Genomic DNA, 20,670 nt, shown 5'->3' on the forward strand with positions numbered 1-20,670 from the left:
AGAGAAACAAATGCAGAAAGAACTAATTTTAGAAAAGATTGATCAGGCGGCAAAAATTTTAAATGAAAAAAATATCGATATGTGGATGACTTACGTAAGAGAGACCGGCAACATGAAAGATCCAATGCTCGATATGATGGTCGGTACAAATGCCACCTGGCAGTCGGCATTTATCATTACAAAAAACGGCGACACCCATGCTATTATTGGTTCTCTTGAATTGGAAAATATGAAGAGCGTCGGTACGTATAAAAATATTCATCCCTATTTAAAAACCATTAAAGAAAAGTTCCTCGAAGTAATAGAATCGATAAAACCGAACAAGATAGCCTTAAATTATTCTGTTAATTCGAGTCTCGCTGACGGATTGACACACGGATTGTATCTTGATTTATTGGAACAATTCAAAGGGACGGACTATCCAGATAAATTCGTTTCTTCGGAAGATATTGTTGCAGCCTTACGCGGCAGGAAGTCGCCGTCGGAAATAAAATTGATTAAGCAAGCAATCTCCGAAACTCTTAAAATATTCGACGAAGTAACGAAATTTCTTAAACCCGGAATTACCGAAAAGCAAGTAGCAAAATTCGTACAGCAGCTTGTTAAAGAAAGAGGCTTCGATTTAGCATGGGACAGCGAATATTGCCCTTCTGTATTTACAGGTCCCGATACAGCTGGCGCTCACTCCGGTCCAACCGAAAGAGTTATTGAGCCCGGGCATATTATCAACATGGACTTCGGAATTAAAATTGACGGATTCTGTTCCGACCTTCAGCGTACGTGGTATGTTCTCAGACCTGGTGAAGATGCTCCACCAGACGAAGTAGTCAAAGGATTTAATGTAATTGTTGAGTCAATAACAAAAGCAGCTAAAGAATTAAAACCAGGGAAAGAAGGCTGGGAAATAGACCAGATTGCAAGAAATTATATCCAGATCAACGGATACGACGAATTCCCGCATGGACTTGGACATCAAGTAGGCAGAGCAGTTCACGACGGCGGTGCTTTACTTGGACCAAAATGGGAAAGATACGGAAACTTGCCAATGCTAAAAGTTGAAGAGGGTAATGTATTCACCATCGAGCCGAGATTAACCGTAGATAAATTTGGCATTGCCACTGTGGAAGAGATGGTATTAGTAAATTCTGAAGGATGTGAATTTTTGTCCGAACGCCAGAAAGAATTGTTGATAATAAGAAGCTAATAAGCTGCAAGGTACTCGTCTAATTTATTAAGACAGGAAATATATTTGATATCACTATATCCAGTTAAATTCTTAATATCTTTGCCGGCAAGTGCCTGCCCACCAACAATGATTTCCTGCTCGGGGAAATCGGCCTTAATCATTGAAATTAATTTTATCAGCCTCGGTATATTCATGTAAAAATTGACCGAAATACCGACAACGTCTGGCTTTTTGGTTTCAATTAGACCGATAATTTCGTTCAGTGGTGTTGACGAACCCAGGAATGTCGATTTCCATCCATTTATTTCGAAATACCCTGCAACCATTTTAGCTCCGAGTTCATGGTATTCTTTATCGATACACGCGATAATAACGCTCTTGTCTTTCTTGTTTTTACATTTCGACACTTCAATCGACCAATCGATCAGAGCTTCTGTAATTTTCGTAGCAATATGCTCGTCAGCTATTGAACATCTCTCTCTTTCCCACATCTGACCAATTCGATACATCGATCTTTGAAACAATCCAAGATAAATTTCTTTAATACTTTCACCTTCTGCAAGCAACTCTTCAACTATGCTTTTGCAAGTGTCTTTATCGCCCTCGAGTAAGGAGTTTAAATAATGAAAATAAATACCTTCAGTAATCATAGCACCATCATTGTTAGAATAACCATTAAACGACGTCGATGCTAAAAAAATTCAAAATGTGATTAACAATTTTTATCGCGGCTATTAATTAGAAATGCAAGTCTATAAGAAGTGTAAGCAAAAAAAGGTGCCGAAAAGACGTCCACTGTATAATGCACGTGCTGAATTAATACACAAACTGCTACAAGAATAGTAACCACAAAAAAGATTCTCTTTAATTTTTTATCTGTGGTAACCAGGAAAAAGAGGAACATCGTAGCTGTATGTCCCGAGAAAAAAAGATCTTTTAAGAATGTCCTCCCATCACCGAAGAATGCGACGAATGGATCCTTCAAGGGAATAATCGTATGAATTGCTTCCAGTGGCAGCAGATAAATGGAAATGAGGCGGAAAAGTGCCACAAAACTGTAGGATTGAATTGCAAGTAAAAAAATTTCTGGATGAAAACTCAGCCAGATAAGCATCACAAGCACTGAAATGTAGAGCAGGATGAATGTAATCCAGGTAACGTTTATCGGTGTAAATAATGTCAATATCGGATCGTAAATTTCAGCTCCGCGTCTCATTTCGTTATAAACGAGAAATTTTGCCAAACTTAAAAGAACAGTAATCAATATTGCCATCGAAAGAAAAAACCTGTTTCTAAAGCTTTTGTCGAGTAGCTTGGGTTGCCAGATGTTTTTTAATTCTCTCGATATCGACAATATTACCTCTCAAATATGCAGAGGCAAAAATAAGAAAAATTTCCCATATACCGATTACAATTTTCTCGCCGATACGAGCGGTTTCTTGAAAACAGTCTTATGTCCACCCTCGTCTATTATCTCGATTAATAAGATATATATTCCAGCTCGCAGTGGTTTTAAATTATCATCGAAACCGTCATAAACTATTATTGTTTCAGCACCGACGGGACGGCTTTCCTCGAGAGTTTTAACAGGTCTGCCTTTACTATCAAAAATGCGAATTCTTACCAATCCAATATTATTTTTCTGTTTGATCGTAATAGTAGTAAAATCTTCAAATCCGTCGTTATCCGGCGAGAATGGATTTGGATAAATTGTTATTGCTTCTTCGGTTGTGACTCCTGATGTATAAATTGAATTTCTACTACCGGGGGTTGCTCCACTGACATCCACCGAAGTGCTCCAATTTTTAGCATCGTTCGAAGAAATGGAAGGATTAATTCGTTCAATCGATTTATTTTTTGTGCTATTTATCAAAGGATTATGCCATCCAGGACTGTAAAACAGAGAGTCGATAGAATTACCATAGAAATCGACAATTTTGATTTCAGCGCCGCTGTTTGGCAAACTGAAAGATTTATCGACGAAAAGTTTTGCATCAGTATTATAGTAATCAGTTAAAGCAGAATCATTCCCTATCAGAAAATATTGGTGTGGTGAAATTAACGTAAGTTCATTAACGATGCGAAGATTATTATGCCCTCCGATTGATAAACCACCAACCTGAAGTGTATCATCTGAGTTATTATAAAGTTCAATGAACTCGGAATTAATTTCATCCGGCTCGTACATTATTTCGTTGATCACAATTTGTTGGTCACTTATATGTGGCAAATTAGATACTGAATTTTCACTAGAAGGCGTAGAACCCAATGGCGAAAGTGATAATGTCCAGTTAACAGAATCGCAAGCATTTAAATTCGGTGCTATCTTTTCGAGCGAAACACCCTTTTTATAGCCCCATCCAGACTTATAAAAAAGACTGTCTATTTGATTGTTGTATGAATCACAAATAACAATACCGTCTTCAGAATTATTTAACAACGGAAATTCCGACAGAAGAATTGCATCTCTGGAGTATTCATTTTTACCGGCTGCTCTGACAACTTTATATTGAAAAGGCGCAATGTATTGATCTTCATTAATTATAATCTTTTTGGCTGGTTCGGAAATTACATCCGATAAACTCCACCCTCTTAAATTAATTTCATCTTCAGTTGTGTTGAATATCTCGATCCATTCAGGTTCGTTCTCACTCGGATTATACATAATTTCGTTAACTACAATTGTGCCTTTTTTATATCCCAATTTTAATTTCGCACTTAGTTCATTATCAGTAGTGTCTTCGTCGTGTAAATAAATTATTTTTACAAGCAACTCAGAATTTTCTTTGGCGGGATATTTTTCATTTGTACAAACCGTCACAGTATCAAAAGGCGGCAATAAATTATAAACGAGCCTTTCAAGCAAATGTTGCACCCCGTTCTTCAGAGTAAATATTTCAATAATAAAATTGTTAGCACTCTCAGTTCCTTGATTAATTATATCGCAACAAATCCCCACAATATCATCAGACAATATATTGTCAGCTGCGAAGCTTATATCGGTAACAGCCAGGTCGTACCTGTGTAAAATGATGCTGTTTTTTCGACCTGGCGTAGAACCAGTTGAATCCTGCGAGTACTCCCAATTAAGCGTATCATTGCCAGATAAATAGATCGACATTCGTTCATACGAAACGCCCGCTTTTTTGCTGCTATATGGACGATAGTAGACTGAATCAATGGTGACATCTCTTTTATCTTTAATTACAACGGCGTCGCTATCGTTATTCAGTACTGGCAAGTTTGCAATTACAACTTGAATATCGGAATCATAATAATTGAAGAAGGTAGAGTCGGAAGCAATTACCAGATAGTCGTGCGCCTTAATTAATGAACTGTCTATTTTAGTTACTGTAGCATTAGTTAACCTGTCACTTATAGTAAATTCATTTAGATAAATTGGACCTTCTGAATTATTATATAATTCAATCCACTCGGGCATTTCATCGCGAGGATAAAACATAATTTCGTTGACCAGTAGAGAAGCCGGTAAATATCCTGGAATTATTTCCATGCATCGTTTATTGTTCGTTGTATCCTCGTCATTTTCCGACTTGAATAATATTTCCAGATTTACTGGACTCGAAATTCGAAATAAGGAATCGTAGCTCGCAATACTTTCCGATTCTATGGTCAGCGTTTCATTTTTTATTTCTTCTTTTAGACCATTCGACACCATATAAATTATCAGATTGCCGGTGAGTGGATGTATTCCTCTATTTTTAAAAGAAATGGACAAACTGATTTTTTCTCCTATGACAGGTTTGTCTGGAAAGTAATAAACACTGTCTATTATCACATCGTAGTTTTTCAGTGCATTAGAATTCTTTTTACCTGGGGTTGAACCACTTACCGAAAGCGATTCCAACCAATTCGACGAATCAGCACCGTTTCTATCAACATTTATTCTTTCAATCGATTTTCCGTTTTTACCTCCCCATTCAGAATGATAATAAACCGAATCAATTGTTCTTCCGAGTGAATCGTTAAGCACAAGCATTTCGCCGGTGTTCTTCAAGTTATAAAAGTCAATTAAAACTATTCTTAATTCTGGATAAATTTCCATTATCGATGAATCGTTACTGACGAGAAAATAATTTCCTGAATTGATAAAATAATCCTTCTCTGACAAGTTGAAATGCTTACTGCCTACAATCATTTTCATTTTTTTCAGATTAATTTTTTCTGATGAATTGTTATAAATCTCAATCCATTCAGGTACTGGCGGATCTGGGGCATACATAATTTCGTTAATTACAAGGTCGTTCCTGCCGATTAATTTATCAACGTAGTCGATGAAAAAGAAAAAAGTGTCATTATCGTTAAATTGATCTTTGTCGTTTGATGCAATGCAATAATATTTTTTCCTTCCGACTTTACTTTCTTCAATTCCAAAAGTGCAATATCTTGATTCATCGGTCTGTACAAATTCTTGAGTACAGAAATCAAGCATTTCATTTTCTTCGTCAAATATTTTTACGAAACACTTCTCTATCGTCGACAATCCGATGTTTTTAATTCGAACTTCTATTTCTGTAATTTCATTAATTAGCTGAAAAGGGTTTTTCAGAATAACAGTGTCGATTTCAACATCGTACATTTTAGTCGATAACGAATTAACCCTTCCCGGTGTACCGCGTGCCTTGCTCGTTGTTGCCCTCCAGTTGGTCAACTGATTTGTCGGTGTATCGACGCTTATTCTTTCAAGCGATTTTCCGTAAACTCCCCCAGATTCATTAGTATAAGTTACACTATCGATAACATTTTGATATTTGTCTCTGATAATGACATCATCGCCGCCATTATTCAAACTTGGGAGGTTTGTAGTCAAGAGATTGAATTCATGTTTATAATATCTTGTTAAAGACGAATCCCCTGTGATTACGATATACGACTCAGGATAAAGATAGCGATCGGCTTCGGTCAATAGTGCTGAAGATTTATTATCAGCAACATACCATCCCTTTATATTCAGGGTATCTTTGCTTCTATTAAAGATTTCTATCCATTCTGGCTCTTCGTCAGCAGGTGCATACATGATCTCATTGATTACAATATCGTTATAGTTTGCTTCCGGTTTGAATATTTTTATTTCGATATCAGCACTGTCATTTGAATTTATTTCATCTTTGTCACTTATAAGAAATGCAATTATTTTGTATATCCCCACTAAAGAAAACTCGTGGTAGAAATTAATATTTAATGTATCGCCCGGAAGAAGATTTGAGTAAGTATTGTCAAATATTTCAATTGTATCCGTGCCGTTTACTAATGAGAGTACTTTTACATTAAAATCATTCGACGCATTAATGCCATAATTGAAAATCTCTATTGAAAAACCAATACTTTTATTTATCAATTGTACTGTATCCGTTACAGAAAAGTGCACAATGGCAAGATCGTAATTCACAGGAGAGACAGAATTTTTTCTGCCAGGCGTGCCACCTGCCACCAATGAATTTTTCCATTCGAGATTTTCGTCGGCGTTTACCAATTCATCAGAATATCCGGCTTGATTATCTGCAGTATAAATATGACTGTCAATTACGTTTCCGTTTTTGTCTACAATAGAAACCTCTCTATCCGCAGAATTTGACATACCCGAACTACCAAAGGCATTGTCGTCGATTGTCATTACGATAACAGTATCCGGGATCAGATTCATGTACACGCCATTAACAAAATCATAATCACCTTCGAGAATGATGGCATAGCTACGTGGAGGAAGTAGACTTCCATTTTTTAACGGCAATAAATAATCCGCCGAGGATGTGTGATATTTTATTCCGAATTCGGTTAAATCAATTGAATCACTAAATGATTTATTGAACAACTCAATGAATTCTCCGTTGCTTTCTGAAGAACTGAACATTATTTCATTCAGTATCAGATTCTGAGCCATAATATTAGTAACAACGGGAAAAAGAAATGCGAATAAAATTTTCCATTGTTTCATTGCCCTGCTACTTGCTAATGCCCTGCCTGAAAAATAAACAATCCTCAATTTATTTTCATAACAAAACGATAAATAATTATATTGCAAGTAGTCATTATTTACAGGAACAAAAATATGAAAGGACTACTTCGGATTACCGTTTTATTTTATTTAATCTTTATTTCCACATTTAATAGTTTTTCACAAACCGACTCCACATTTTACAGAATCTACAAATTGGGCATCGAAGATAATCGTGTTATGGAGCATCAACATTATCTTTGCAATGTATTCGGAGGCAGAATAACAGGCTCCCACGCATACACAAACGCTGCATTGTGGGCACTGGATAAATTCAAAGAATGGGGACTCGAAGCCTATCTTGACGAAGTTGGAGAAGTATCTGTAGGATTCAACAGGGGTCCATGGTTCGGAAAAATGGTTGAACCCTTCAATAAAAATCTTACGTTTGGAACACCGTCGTATACAGCTTCAACACGAGGTGCTCAAGAAGGATATGCAATTTATTTATCCGATTCAATTATCATCAACAACTCAAATCTGAAAGAGATAGCCGAAGGGAAGTGGATATTGATTGACGGCGTGAATAATGGCTGGGCGCGCGATAAAGATTCTATTTCGATAATAACAAAAATTCTGACGAAGGCCGGCGCATTAGGAACAATACAAAAGTCGCCTTCACCACTGAGACTCCTTGAATCCCGCTGTGTCAATTCCTGGGAAAATCTACCTACTCTGCCCGACATCAAATTACTCGCCGAAGAATATGACGAAATATTTAATTTAATAAAAGAAAACAAATCTGTTAAACTTCAGTTCGACATAAGAAATCATTTTTATCGTGGGCCAATAAAATATCATAACGTTATTGGGATATTAAAAGGCACAGAAAAACCCGACGAATATGTAATCTTAGGAGCGCATCTCGATTCCTACGACGGTGCAACCGGTGCAATCGACAATGGCTCGGGTGTAGCAAGAATGATGGAAGCAATCAGATTATTGAGTGCTTCAGGTGCAAAGCCAAAACGTTCTATTATGATTCAATTATATGCAGCTGAGGAAAGAGGACTTGTTGGATCTCAGTCATGGATTAGCAGGAATAAATCCATTCACAATAAAATTTCTATAATGTTCAACAACGACGGCGGCACAAATCCTCTGGTTGCATTAGGATTGCCCGAATCGATAATAAAACAGGTAGAAGGTGTATTAAGTCCCATAAAACAACTTCAACTTGAATATCCATTTGAAATAGACACAATACCGAAATTCAGACGCGCTGGTAGAGGAGGCACAGACAGTCATTCATTTGTTATGAATAACATTCCTGCACCGTGGCTTATTCTCAAAGGACCTCACATTTACGGACGAACATGGCACTCAATTTTCGATACTTATAACGAAGTAATTCCATCGGCTCAAAAGCACTCGTCTTTAATTATTGCCCTCGCCGCCTATCAAATAGCAAATATGGATTCTTTAATTTCTCGCCAGGATGCATTTTTGCCTGACGGATTATACGCTGAATTAATTACCAACAAAGGAAGAATTTTAATAAACCTCGACTATAAACGAGTCCCTTTAACAGTTACTAATTTTGTGGGTCTGGCAGAAGGCACAATCAAAAATTCCGAATTGCCCGACGGTGTCCCATATTTTAATGGTTCTATATGGCATCGCGTTGTACCAGGTCATGTTATACAGGCAGGCAAACCTGTTACCGGAGCAGAAGGTCCCGGTTATGAATTCCCTAATGAAATTAGTTCTGAACTCCACCACAACAAAGCTGGTATGGTTGGTATGGCTAATGCCGGTCCTCATACAAACGGCAGCCAGTTTTATATAACACTCGCAGATAGATCATATCTCGACGGCAATTACACTTTATTCGGCGAAGTAGTTGAAGGTTTGAATGTTGTCTTCAAAATCACAGAAGGAGACACCATCAAACGCATCGAAATTATCAGAATTGGAGAAGAAGCCAAAAATTTCAGACCAACTACAGAATCCTTTCTCGAACTTGTCGATCAGGCACGAAAAAGAGTACAGGAGGAAAAGAAATTAAAAAAGAAACTTGAAGAAGAAAAAATCAATAAATTATTTCAGGGGATAGAAAGATATAAGGATGGTTCAGGACATTTGATAATTCAACAGGGAAGCAACGATAATATCAGTGCTCCGTCAAAAATAAAGGTAAAGTATTCAGGGTATCATCTTATTAACGAAACAAAATTTTTTTCTGATGCGCACGGACTTCCAGAAAATACTACTCGTGCAGAAGAATTTGATTTCGTACCAGGGAAAACGAACATTAATTCAGGACTTAAAAAATATATTCCGCAGATGAAAAAAGGAGAAAAGAGAATTATAATTTTACCTTCAGATCTGGCATACGGCATTTATGGATATTACGGGAAAAACATTGTTAATGGTAAAAAATTTGTAATTCCGCCTGAATCAACTTTGGTTTACGAAATTGAAGTCATCGAAAGGGAATAAAAAAAGCTGCCTCGATTGAGGCAGCCTGTAAATTTATTTCAAATAATTATCAACAGCTCGAGCAACTCTTCTACCTTGATTAAACGCTCGCACGACAAGTGAGGCACCCGAAACAGAATCTCCTGCTGCGAAAAATTTATTTTCGCTTGTCATTAAATTTTTATCTACAACCAGATTTCCGCGTTCGTCTGTTTTAATATTCAAATCATTTACCAGCTTACCGTGTTCAACGTGGAGGAATCCCATAGCAAGCAAAACAAGGTCGGCATCGAGTTCAAGAATTTCGCCCGGGATTTCCTCGAAAGAAGACCTGCCATACTTATCCGGCTCGCTCCATTTTAATTTGCTGAATTTGATTTTATTAACTCTTCCGTCTTTACCTAAAAATTCTTTTGCCGAAAGCGACCAGAGCCGTTCACAGCCTTCTTCGTGAGACGTGGAGGTATAAAGAATTCTTGGCCATGTTGGCCATGCATTATAGAGCGTCCTTTCTTTTGGAGGTTGAGGAAGAATTTCCACTTGTGTAATTGATTTTGCGCCCTGACGACGTGCCGTGCCAACACAATCAGAACCAGTATCGCCACCACCAATAACCACTACATTTTTATCTTTGGCAGTTATCAGTTTTTCCTCAGGTATATTATCACCTGCATTAATTTTATTCTGCAATGTCAAATATTCCATTGCAAAATGGATTCCTTTTAAATCTCTCCCGGGAATATTAAGGTCACGTGGTACTGTTGAACCCGCAGCAATAATTATTGCATCGAAAGTTCTCTTCAGATAATAAGCCGAAATATCAATCCCGACGTTTACTTCGGTTTCGAATACAACCCCTTCAGCTTTCATCTGCTCAATGCGTCTATCAATTACCCATTTCTCGAGCTTAAAGTCGGGAATTCCGTATCTCAGTAGTCCACCAATTCTATCGCTCTTTTCAAATACAATTACATTATGACCCGCGCGCACCAATTGCTGAGCCGCTGTAAGTCCTGCCGGTCCAGACCCGATGATGGCAACTTTTTTCCCAGTTTTATAAGGCGGTAGTTGAGGTTGTATCCAGCCTTCCTTCCAGCCCTTTTCGACTATTTCAAGCTCAATATGCTTTATGGTTACCGGTTCAATATTAATCGATAATGTACATGCCTTTTCGCAAGGAGCAGGACATACCCTGCCTGTAAATTCTGGGAAATTGATAGTCGAATGGAGTAAGTCCAATGCTTTTTTCCAGTGGCCTTTGTAAACCATGTCGTTCCAATCCGGAATACGATTATTTACCGGGCAACCGTAAGAGTGACAATATGGAATTCCGCAATCCATACAGCGTGCTGCCTGTTTAGTAATTTTATCATCAGGCAATAGGATTTCGAATTCTTTGAAATTTTTTATTCTCTCCTCAGGAGGTAATTTCTGAGGATTTTCTCTATCGTATTCCAGGAATCCTGTTGCTTTAGCCATCGTAGACCTCCTCGGTTGCTGCAACCGTTTCAACGTCTGCGTGTTCGCTCAATTTCATTCTTTCGAGTACTTTTCTATACTCAATTGGAATTACTTTAACAAAAAGTGGAAGACTCGATTCCCATCTTTCCAGTATCATTTTAGCCCTTGGACTGTTAGTAAAATAATAATGCTTTTCAATCAATGACCTCAGAAATACTATATCGTTTTTATCCCATACACTTTCCAGATCGACCATATCGAGATTACATTTGGTATCGAAGAGCTGGGTTTCGTCATAAACAAACGCAATACCTCCGCTCATACCGGCTGCAAAGTTTTTACCTGTCGAACCGATGCAAACAACTGTACCGCCTGTCATGTATTCACAACCGTGATCTCCAATACCTTCGACCACAGCAGTAGCGCCACTATTTCTAATTGCAAATCGTTCCCCGGCTTTACCGTTGATAAAGACTTCCCCGCCAGTTGCTCCATAGAGCGCAACATTTCCACAAATGACATTATCGTGAGGTGCAAATCCTGCATTCTCTGGTGGAACAACGATAATCCTTCCGCCTGCCATTCCTTTTCCTATATAATCGTTTACGTCGCCTTCGAGTCTGAATGTTATACCCGGAGATAAAAACGCACCGAAGCTCTGTCCTGCAGAACCTTTGAAATTAATTTTTATAGTATCTTCAGGTAATCCTTTTGCACCATGTTTTTTAACTACATAGCCGCTCAATCTGGCACCAACTGTTCGGTGTATATTTCTAATGGGCAGTTCCAATTCAACTGGTTTTTTATCTTCAATTGCCGATTTCAATTTATCAATAAACTCTTCGTCATAAACTTCAACTTGATTGGGCATATTCACCATACAGCACTTACCGCCTGTGTCAACCATCGAATTGAATAGAGGACTCAGGTCAAATTTTTGGGCTTTCCACAAATCTGGCGGAGGATTGAATTCGAGCAATTCTGAATGTCCTACCATTTCGTCGACGGTTCTGAATCCCAGTTCAGCCATGACTTCTCTGAAATCCTGAGCAAGGAATCTAAAGAATCGCTCGATATACTCGGGCTTACCTGAAAATCGAGCTCTTAGAACGGGATCCTGAGTAGCTACGCCAACCGAGCAGGTATTTAAATGGCACTTTCTCAGCATTACACAACCGATAGTAATCAACACAGAAGTTGCAAATCCGTATTCTTCTGCGCCCAGCAGTGTTGCAATAGCGAGATCTCTACCGGTTTTTAATTGACCGTCAACCTGAACTATTATTTTATCCCTGAGTTTATTATGAATTAGCGTCTGATGGGTTTCTGCCAGACCAATTTCCCACGGAATCCCTGTATGTTTAATTGAAGTCAAAGGTGAAGCGCCTGTGCCACCTTCGTAACCTGAAATTAGAACAATATCTGCCTTGGCTTTGGCAACGCCGGAAGCTACAGTTCCGACACCGGATTCCGAAACAAGTTTAACAGATACTTTTGCATCCGGATTGATACATTTTAAATCATATATCAATTGGGCTAAGTCCTCAATCGAATAGATATCGTGATGTGGGGGAGGAGAAATTAGAGTAACGCCAGGAGTTGTGTGGCGAACCCTGGCTATTTCTGGAGTAACTTTATGACCCGGCAATTGCCCTCCTTCGCCAGGTTTAGCACCCTGTGCGATTTTAATCTGTAATTCTTCGGCGCTTAGTAAATATTCGGGCGTAACGCCGAATCTTCCCGAAGCTACCTGTTTAACTTTTGAACGAGCCGTATCGCCGTTTGCATCGACTTTATTCCTGGCCATATCTTCGCCACCTTCACCCGAATTACTTCTGGCTCCTATACGATTAACCGCTATGGCAATTGTTTCGTGTGCTTCTTTACTGATAGAACCGAAGGACATTGCCGATACAACAAATCTTTTTATAATACTTTCGACAGGTTCAACTTCGTCTATCGGAATAGGATTTCTCTTTTTAAATCGCAACATTTTTCTAATTGCAACCGGGCTGTTTTCGCCTTCGTTGACAATTTTAGTAAACTCTTTGAACACTTCGTAGTCATTCGTTCTCGTTGCTAGCTGAAGTTTTGAAATTGTATCGTGATTCCAGAAATGTTTTTCGCCGTTAAGCCGAATCGAATATTCGCCTCCGGCCGAAAGGAGATTTTCAGGCATCCCTTTTTCTGGGAAGCCTGCGCTGTGTCTCATTAATGCTTCTTTTTGTATATCCTCAAGGTCTATACCACCAAGACGGTTGATAGTACCTGTAAAATATTTATCCACCAATTTTTGACTTAAGCCAATTGCCTCGAATGTCTGAGCCGCAAAGTAACTGTGGAGTGTAGATATTCCCAGACGACTCATTGTCTTAAGCAAACCTTTCTTAACAGCTATAATGTACGAGTCGATTGCCACTTCGGGCTTCAGTTTTTGTTCAAGGAAATTGTTCTCGGCAAGATACCGGACTGTATTTAATGCGAGATATGGACAGATGGCATCGACTCCGTAGCTAATCAAAAGTGCATAATTCATCACTTCTCTTACTTCGCCCGATTCGACAATAATACTGGTTTTAGTTCTTAAGCCGTTTTTAATCAAATAATGGTGTAAACCTGACGCAGCAAGAAGCGAGGGAATGGGGACTCTTTTTTCATCCACATTTTTATCGGTTAAAACAATAACCGTAGTGCCATTTTTAATATTTTCTGCAGCTGTTTCGAATATTTTGTTCAATGCATTCTCGAGAGCTTTATCGCCTCCGTCTTTATCGAAGAGGATGTCGAGATAACTTACTTTTATGCTTGGATGATTTGCATGCTCAATTTTCTTTAAATCATCTGGGGTCAGGACGGGATGAGAAAATTTAAATCCTCTGAAATTTTCCGGACTTTCCTCAAGGAGGTTGCCTTCTCCGCCGACGAAACTTTCGAGCGACATTACAAGCTCTTCCCTCAGCGGGTCGATAGCAGGATTTGTAACCTGAGCAAATCTTTGTTTGAAATAATAGAATAACAAGTTCGGTCTATTCGACAAAACAGCCAGAGGCGTATCGTTGCCCATTGAACCAACAGGTTCCTGGCTGCGTGAAGCCATTGGAGATATTATTAACTTCAATTCCTCTTCGGTGTAGCCGAATACGTGTTGCTTTCTTATAAGTGATTCTTCACTTTCAACTTCAGGAACGCTTGCTGGTGTAAAAAGTCCTCTTAAAGTAATTATATTGTCTTTAATCCATCTTCTGTACGGTTTTTGTCTCGAAATTTTTGCTTTAATTTCTTTATCGGGGACAACTCTGTTTTGCTTAAAGTCTGCCAGCAGCATTTTGCCGGGAGATAGCCTGCTTCTTTTAATTATTTTTTCGGGTGGAAATTCTATAACACCGCTTTCGGATGCCAGTACAACCATTCCATCATTTGTGACTGAATAACGCGCCGGCCGCAATCCATTTCTGTCCAGTATACCGCCAAGGAATCTCGAATCTGTAAATACAATTGCAGCAGGTCCGTCCCACGGTTCCATAATAGCCGAGTGAAAATCATAAAATGCTCTTTTATCCTCGCTCATCTGGATTTTTGGACCGTAGGCTTCGGGAACCATCATCATCATTGCGTGAGGTATCGATCGACCGCCCATTACGAGCAATTCAAGAACGTTATCGAAGATTGCCGAGTCACTTCCACTTTCAACTATGATCGGTTTTATTTTTTCAATATCGTCACCGAACAACTCGGACTTGAGAGTAAATTCTCTGGCTTTCATACGATTAATGTTGCCGCTCAATGTATTAATTTCGCCGTTATGAGCGATAAATCTAAACGGCTGAGCCAGATTCCAGGTCGGTTGTGTATTAGTACTGTATCTCTGATGAACTACCCCGAATTTCGACTTAAATCTTTCGTCCGACAAATCCGGGTAAAAGAGAGGCAATTGATTTGCAGTCAAAAGTCCTTTATAGACAATCCTGTTCGAAGAAAAACTTGCAACATAAAATTGAGACGTATCTTCGGGTAATGCTTCAATTTCTTTTTCTACCTGCCTTCTAATAACGTAAAGTTTCCTTTCGAATGCAAAGTGACTTATCTTTCCACGATGGACGAAAATCTGAGCAATACGTGGCTCTGTCGATTTTGCCAGTTCGCCAATAACTCCATCTTCAACCGGCACATCACGCCAGCCAAGAATATCGCATCCTTCCTCGAGAACATATTTCTCGAAAATCTTTTTGCATTTTTCAGCTAAAGCCTGATCTGTTGGTAAGAAGACCATACCGACAGCATAACTTTCATAGTTGGGCAGTTTAATTCCTATTGAAGAAGTTTCATCGCGGAAAAATTGATCGGGAATGTCAATCATAATACCTGCGCCGTCGCCAGTTGATTTATCGCCGCCAAGAGCACCGCGGTGTTCCAGATTAACCAGTATTTTAATCGCCTCTTCCACAACTTTATGCGTCGGAATTCCATCCAACTTCGCTAAAAAACCAACACCGCAACTGTCACTTTCGAATTTCGGATCGTATAAAGCGTTCTTTCTCAATCGTCCGTCTGCTCTATATAAATGATTATTCCCCATCTGTCTCTCCTTTATGTCTCTCTAACTTATTGGTAATTATTTTTTTAGAAAGGTTATATTTCTATTAAAAAATGTAGACTACGGCATTAACGCCGTAACATGCGTATGCTGCAAATAGCAGTAATAAAAAACAACGAGATGATTTCGTCTGCGTACCGGATTTTATCTCTGCCGTTTTGATTTAATTTGTTAAGTCTCTTTTTCATTTTAAATCTCTTTAAAAAAACTATAGTACACAGAACCGGGTAGGTTCTCTAAAGATTACGGCAGCTTTTGGCTTGCTTTTATAATTCTACGCAAATGTAATGAATGGAAATGGGAATTTCAATCCTTTTTTAAAAATTTCTGGTTCGATCCCTAAATTATTAAGTTCCATGTATATTTCTACATTATCTTAAGAAAGCTACATTGCAGTTTGAGCATAATAATAAAAAAAGAGAAGTAAAAAACATAAAATCGTGATTAATAAAAACATTGCTATATTTCAGAGTGAAAAATAAAGAAACTCTCTAATGACAGAGCCGGAAATAAATATCGGAATACTGACCGCAAAAGAAATTCGTTTCGACCTTTACGGAGAATTCAAAAGTAATTTTGACACAAGGAAATGCAGCGGAGATTATAGAGCCCTCATCGAAGGGGAAAAAATAGTGGTTTACAAAGGCAACAACAAAGTTGGCCAATCCAGAGAAATAATTTTCACTCCTAATGACATTGATATCGAATCGTTTGTTCTTTACGATGTAGTTATAGGAAAGAATTTCCACTGGCAAAAAAAAGAAAAGCAGCGCTTCCGTGGTACACTTCGATTGTTTATAGAAGATGGTAGTATCACTGCTGTCAATATTATTCCACTGGAGGAATATCTTACAAGTGTCATCGCCTCCGAAATGAACGCCAATAGCTCTCCCGAATTACTCAAGGCGCATGCGGTCATTTCGCGTAGCTGGATTTTATTCCAGTTAGAAAAGAAAAAAGATACCACTCACCACGTCAACGAATTGATTTCAGACGAAGAAATCATAAGATGGTACGACTCAACCAACCACAATAACTACGATTTTTGTTCAGACGACCATTGCCAGCGTTATCAGGGAATTACCAGAATTATCAACGAAAACGTCTATAGCGCCGTAGAAAGCACCAGAGGAATTGTATTGATGTACGACGACAAAGTGTGCGACACGCGTTATTCAAAATGTTGCGGTGGAATCACTGAGTCGTTCGAAAACGTGTGGGAACCGATAAGAGTTCGATATCTTGTATCAGTCACAGATTACAAATTCGAAATTGATGGGATCGAATACGATCTTACAAAAGAACAAAATGCGGAAAAGTGGATTAACATTTCGCCCCACGCTTTCTGCAATACGACTGATCCCAAAATACTTCAACAGATATTGAACGATTACGACAGGAAAACTGATTTTTTTAGATGGCGTGTTGAATATTCTCAGGACAAACTTTCTTCAATTATAAAAGAAAAAAGTGGAATCGACTTTGGCCATATAATTGATCTGGAACCAGTCAAGCGAGGATATTCCGGAAGAATTATTAAGTTGAAAATAAGAGGTACAAAAAAAACATTGACCGTCGGCAAAGAACTCGAAATAAGAAAATGGCTTTCACCGACTCATCTTTACAGTTCAGCATTTTCTGTCTATAAAGAAAACATTAAAGATAACATACCGGATAAATTTATTCTTAAAGGAGCAGGGTGGGGACATGGCGTGGGCTTATGCCAAATTGGCGCCGCCTCGATGTCGAATATCGGATACCAATTTGACGAAATCCTTTTGCATTATTTTAAGGGAGCTAAAATCAAAAAGATTTATTGATGAAAATACTTAAAACTTGCTTTTCAAATAGCTGGGGTGGACTCGAAATTTACTCATTGACTACAATTCTAAAACTTAATGAAAGAGGACTGAACACAACCCTTTTATCGCTCACCGAAGCACCAATCACCCAGGAAGCTAAGGCCTGTCATATTAATACTGAAACAATTGATAATGCAGCTTACTTAAATCCAGCTGGCATTAAAAAAATAGTCGCTTTACTCAAAAAAGAAAAGTTCGACCTAATTCACTGTGCAACTTCAAAAGATTTATGGTTGATTGTACCGGCACTGAAACTTGCGAAATTAAACACTCCCCTTTTAATGACAAAACATATGGGTTCGTATATAGTAAAAAAAGATATCCTCCATCGACTCATCTATAGACGAGTCAACATTGCTATTGCGATCAGCAATGTGATAGCAAAGAATCTGCTCGACACCACTCCATTAAGACCAGAAAAGATAAGATTACTCCACAACGGAATCGATACGAAATCTTTCGACCCCGCAAAGCACGACAGGAATAAAGTACGTTCTGAATTCGGAATAGATGACGATGAATTATTAATTGGCATGACAGCGCGTTTTAGCCCTGGCAAAGGGCATGAAGAATTTATTACAGCTGCAAAAATATTATGTAATGATTATAATAATCTCAAATTCATCATAGTTGGAAAAGCCAGTCGCGGCGAAGATGAATACGAAAATAAAATAAGAGAAGCAGCACATCAGGCGGGCATAATCGACAGAATAATTTTTACCGGATTCAGAAAAGATATTTCGGATATCCTCGCTGCAATGGATATTTTTGTATTTCCCTCTCATGCAGAGGCATTCGGTATTGCACTCATCGAAGCATTCAGTATGGCTAAACCAAATGTTTGTTCTGCTTCGGACGGCGTTCTCGATATTGCGATCGACTGTCAAACTTCATTACTCTTTAATAAACAGTCAGCCGAAGACCTTGCTACAAAATTGAAGAGATTAATTGACGACAGAGAATTGAGAGAAAAACTAGGCAAAAATGCACGGCTTAGAGCTGTGGAACATTTTGATATTGAAATTTTTACAGACAAGTTGATTTCAATTTATAAGGAAGCATTGAACGAAAAATGACTTTTCTTAATCCCGCAATATTGATTGGACTACTGGCTGCTGGAATACCAGTTATAATTCATTTTCTCAATTTAAAAAAACTGAAAAAAGTTGAATTCAGTACGCTAACTTTTTTGAAAGAACTTCAGAAAAGCAAAATTAGAAAAATCAAGTTCCGTCAATGGTTGCTGTTATTAATTAGAGTAATGATAATAATTTTTTTAGTCTTGGCATTTGCTCGTCCTACAATAAAGGGAACTGTAGCCGAATCGGGAACGACTTCGGCGATTTTTATATTCGACGATTCGTATAGTATGTCTCTTGTAACACCGCAGGGTTCACTCTTTAATATTTCCAAAAAATTCTCTAAGGAAATTTCTTCGTCATTTTCGTCGAAAGACCGAATTGCTGTAATGAAAGCTTCTGAGCATACCAATAGAATTAATTTCGTGCCGCCTTCCGAAGCGCTGAAATTAGTCGACGGACTGAATGTTTCTGTTAAATCAGTTAAACTCAACGACGCTCTGTCTGACGCTATTAATAAACTGAAAAGTGAAACTTCGGTAAATAAAGAAATATTCGTCTTTTCGGATTTTCAGAAGTCGGCCTTTAAACTTCCTGATAAATCACCCGACGAAAAAATTAAGATATATGCAATTACTCTCGGTGCAAAAAATTCAAATAATCTGTCAGTTGACACTATTTATACCGAAAATCAAATTTTCGAATTGAACAAATCCGTAAGTTTTCTTGCTGTAATTAAAAATCATTCAGAATCTCAAGCTGTTAACAGAATTGCTTCTTTATACATAAACGGAAGGAGAACAGCTCAAAAAGGTTTTTCAATTGCCCCGAAAGGAAGAACAATCCTTAATTTCGAGACGGTATTAATTGATACGGGAATAATAAACGTGCAGGTATCGCTTGAAGACGACGATATTCTTTTTGACAACTACAGATACCTCGCTATTTACGTTCCAGGTAAAATTAGAGTTCTGATTTTGTCCGAAAAAAAAGAAGACGGATATTACCTTAATGCCGCATTGTCGACATCTCTAACGAACAAAAATCAAACGGTAATTTTAGAGGAAATGCCGTACGCTGCTCTAACTTCCATCGACTTAAAGAAGTATAACACGATAATTTCAATCGGTGCACCCGAAGCGTCTCAATACGGATTATTCTCCGATTATGTTTATAAAGGCGGGAACCTTGTCCTTTTCCCTTCATCTTTTGAAAAGCTCGAGAACCACGAAAAGTTTTGTAATTCTCTGGGTATCAGAGGCAAAGGATTTCAAAAGATTTCTAATTCGATTCATTATACAGGTAATTTAAATTACGACCATCCGCTTATTACCGACTTGTTCGAAAACAAAAAAAATGTAGAGATCGAATCGCCAGAATTTTACAGGTATTTTAGATTGAACGGATTTTATGAAGGAGAGGTAATTATTGCAATGGATGACGGCTCGCCCTTCGTTGCTGAAATAAAAAAAGGCGCAGGGAAGATTTTTTTATTTAACATCGCACCAGTGACTAATTGGAGCAATTTCCCACTCAAATCGATTTTTGCACCGTTAATTAATAGAATCTCAAGATTTAAGTCTAACTTCAACACCGAGAAAGAATTTAGAACTGGCGAAAGAATCATCATCGATTTAGCAGGAATTGCCTCGCCCATCATAAAAGTAGATAAACCAGACAATACTGTAGCTTACTTGAATAGAAACGAAAGTCCCAATCAAAATATTATATCGTATACGGATACCGATCTGCCGGGTTTATATCAATTTTATGCTGATACTCGATTGATAAAATACGCAGTCGTCAATACCGATCCATTTGAATCGATACCTGATTACTATACCGACGAGGAATTAAAGGCTGGAGCAGGTTTTATTACAATAAACTCAACTTCATTCAAAAAGGAAAATATAATTCAACTAAGATACGGCAGCGAGCTATGGAAATATTTTGTTATTTTAGTAATATTACTGGCAACAATCGAAACATTTTTGTCGAAAAGTAATAAAAGAGAAGTAATTGATCTGGAGAAAGGAAGCTAAAAAGCATTT

At 38.1% G+C, this 20,670-nt stretch carries 10 protein-coding genes; 5 read left to right on the forward strand and 5 right to left on the reverse strand.

Going from position 1 to position 20,670, the window contains the following annotated elements; all coding sequences use genetic code 11:
• The first annotated feature begins 10 nt into the window (after positions 1–10).
• Positions 11–1,204 carry a M24 family metallopeptidase gene (locus ACSSV9_RS01805; protein WP_437345499.1) on the forward strand — a complete coding sequence of 398 codons (1,194 nt, stop codon included), beginning with the start codon at positions 11–13 and terminating at the stop codon, positions 1,202–1,204.
• On the opposite strand, the gene ACSSV9_RS01810 is transcribed toward ACSSV9_RS01805, so the two are convergent.
• The 3 genes from ACSSV9_RS01810 to ACSSV9_RS01820 form a co-directional block, all read right to left on the reverse strand.
• The gene (locus ACSSV9_RS01810; protein ID WP_437345500.1) at positions 1,201–1,836 is read right to left on the reverse strand and encodes a cobalamin B12-binding domain-containing protein; all 636 of its coding nucleotides are present in this window, start codon (positions 1,834–1,836) and stop codon (positions 1,201–1,203) included. The two genes, ACSSV9_RS01805 and ACSSV9_RS01810, sit on opposite strands and share 4 nt — an antisense overlap.
• Before the next feature lie 62 nt (positions 1,837–1,898).
• A complete protein-coding gene (locus tag ACSSV9_RS01815) occupies positions 1,899–2,540 on the reverse strand; it encodes a phosphatase PAP2-related protein (RefSeq protein ID WP_437345501.1) in 642 nt (213 codons plus the stop codon).
• A 54-nt stretch (positions 2,541–2,594) separates the two neighbouring features.
• On the reverse strand, positions 2,595–7,142 hold the full coding sequence (locus tag ACSSV9_RS01820) for a lamin tail domain-containing protein (RefSeq protein WP_437345502.1): 4,548 nt from the start codon (positions 7,140–7,142) through the stop codon (positions 2,595–2,597).
• A 114-nt stretch (positions 7,143–7,256) separates the two neighbouring features.
• On the opposite strand from ACSSV9_RS01820, the gene ACSSV9_RS01825 reads away from it, so the two are divergent.
• On the forward strand, positions 7,257–9,644 hold the full coding sequence (locus tag ACSSV9_RS01825) for a peptidylprolyl isomerase (RefSeq protein ID WP_437345503.1): 2,388 nt from the start codon (positions 7,257–7,259) through the stop codon (positions 9,642–9,644).
• A gap of 33 nt (positions 9,645–9,677) precedes the next feature.
• Here the strand turns inward: ACSSV9_RS01825 and ACSSV9_RS01830 are convergent, their stop codons facing one another.
• Positions 9,678–11,102, reverse strand: a complete 1,425-nt coding sequence (locus tag ACSSV9_RS01830; RefSeq protein WP_437345504.1) for a glutamate synthase subunit beta — start codon at positions 11,100–11,102, stop codon at positions 9,678–9,680.
• The gene (gene gltB, locus ACSSV9_RS01835) at positions 11,095–15,660 is read right to left on the reverse strand and encodes a glutamate synthase large subunit (RefSeq protein ID WP_437345505.1); all 4,566 of its coding nucleotides are present in this window, start codon (positions 15,658–15,660) and stop codon (positions 11,095–11,097) included. The genes ACSSV9_RS01830 and gltB overlap by 8 nt, the downstream gene beginning before the upstream one ends.
• A 512-nt stretch (positions 15,661–16,172) precedes the next feature.
• On the opposite strand from gltB, the gene ACSSV9_RS01840 reads away from it, so the two are divergent.
• Genes ACSSV9_RS01840 through ACSSV9_RS01850 form a run of 3 tightly spaced genes read left to right on the forward strand, consistent with a single transcriptional unit; the run spans position 16,173 to position 20,661 of the window.
• Positions 16,173–17,498 carry a SpoIID/LytB domain-containing protein gene (locus tag ACSSV9_RS01840; protein ID WP_437345506.1) on the forward strand — a complete coding sequence of 442 codons (1,326 nt, stop codon included), beginning with the start codon at positions 16,173–16,175 and terminating at the stop codon, positions 17,496–17,498.
• Positions 17,498–18,616 carry a glycosyltransferase family 4 protein gene (locus tag ACSSV9_RS01845; protein WP_437345507.1) on the forward strand — a complete coding sequence of 373 codons (1,119 nt, stop codon included), beginning with the start codon at positions 17,498–17,500 and terminating at the stop codon, positions 18,614–18,616. The genes ACSSV9_RS01840 and ACSSV9_RS01845 overlap by 1 nt, the downstream gene beginning before the upstream one ends.
• Entirely contained in the window at positions 18,613–20,661 is a 2,049-nt protein-coding gene (locus ACSSV9_RS01850) for a BatA domain-containing protein (RefSeq protein ID WP_437345508.1), read from the forward strand. Before ACSSV9_RS01845 ends, ACSSV9_RS01850 begins: the two co-directional genes overlap by 4 nt.
• Positions 20,662–20,670 lie beyond the last annotated feature (9 nt).

The sequence above is a fragment of the Melioribacter sulfuriphilus genome, assembly GCF_051488685.1.
In the GTDB taxonomy this organism is placed as follows: Bacteria; Bacteroidota; Ignavibacteria; order Ignavibacteriales; family Melioribacteraceae; genus Melioribacter.

Bases quoted from the DNA above. Each gene is read 5' to 3' on its own strand.
- ACSSV9_RS01840 (WP_437345506.1), top strand. From the start codon at position 16,173: ATGACAGAGCCGGAAATAAATATCGGAATACTGACCGCAAAAGAAATT.
- gltB (WP_437345505.1), bottom strand. From the start codon at position 15,660: ATGGGGAATAATCATTTATATAGAGCAGACGGACGATTGAGAAAGAAC.
- ACSSV9_RS01805 (WP_437345499.1), top strand. From the start codon at position 11: ATGCAGAAAGAACTAATTTTAGAAAAGATTGATCAGGCGGCAAAAATT.
- ACSSV9_RS01810 (WP_437345500.1), bottom strand. From the start codon at position 1,836: ATGATTACTGAAGGTATTTATTTTCATTATTTAAACTCCTTACTCGAG.
- ACSSV9_RS01820 (WP_437345502.1), bottom strand. From the start codon at position 7,142: ATGAAACAATGGAAAATTTTATTCGCATTTCTTTTTCCCGTTGTTACT.
- ACSSV9_RS01850 (WP_437345508.1), top strand. From the start codon at position 18,613: ATGACTTTTCTTAATCCCGCAATATTGATTGGACTACTGGCTGCTGGA.
- ACSSV9_RS01825 (WP_437345503.1), top strand. From the start codon at position 7,257: ATGAAAGGACTACTTCGGATTACCGTTTTATTTTATTTAATCTTTATT.
- ACSSV9_RS01845 (WP_437345507.1), top strand. From the start codon at position 17,498: ATGAAAATACTTAAAACTTGCTTTTCAAATAGCTGGGGTGGACTCGAA.
- ACSSV9_RS01830 (WP_437345504.1), bottom strand. From the start codon at position 11,102: ATGGCTAAAGCAACAGGATTCCTGGAATACGATAGAGAAAATCCTCAG.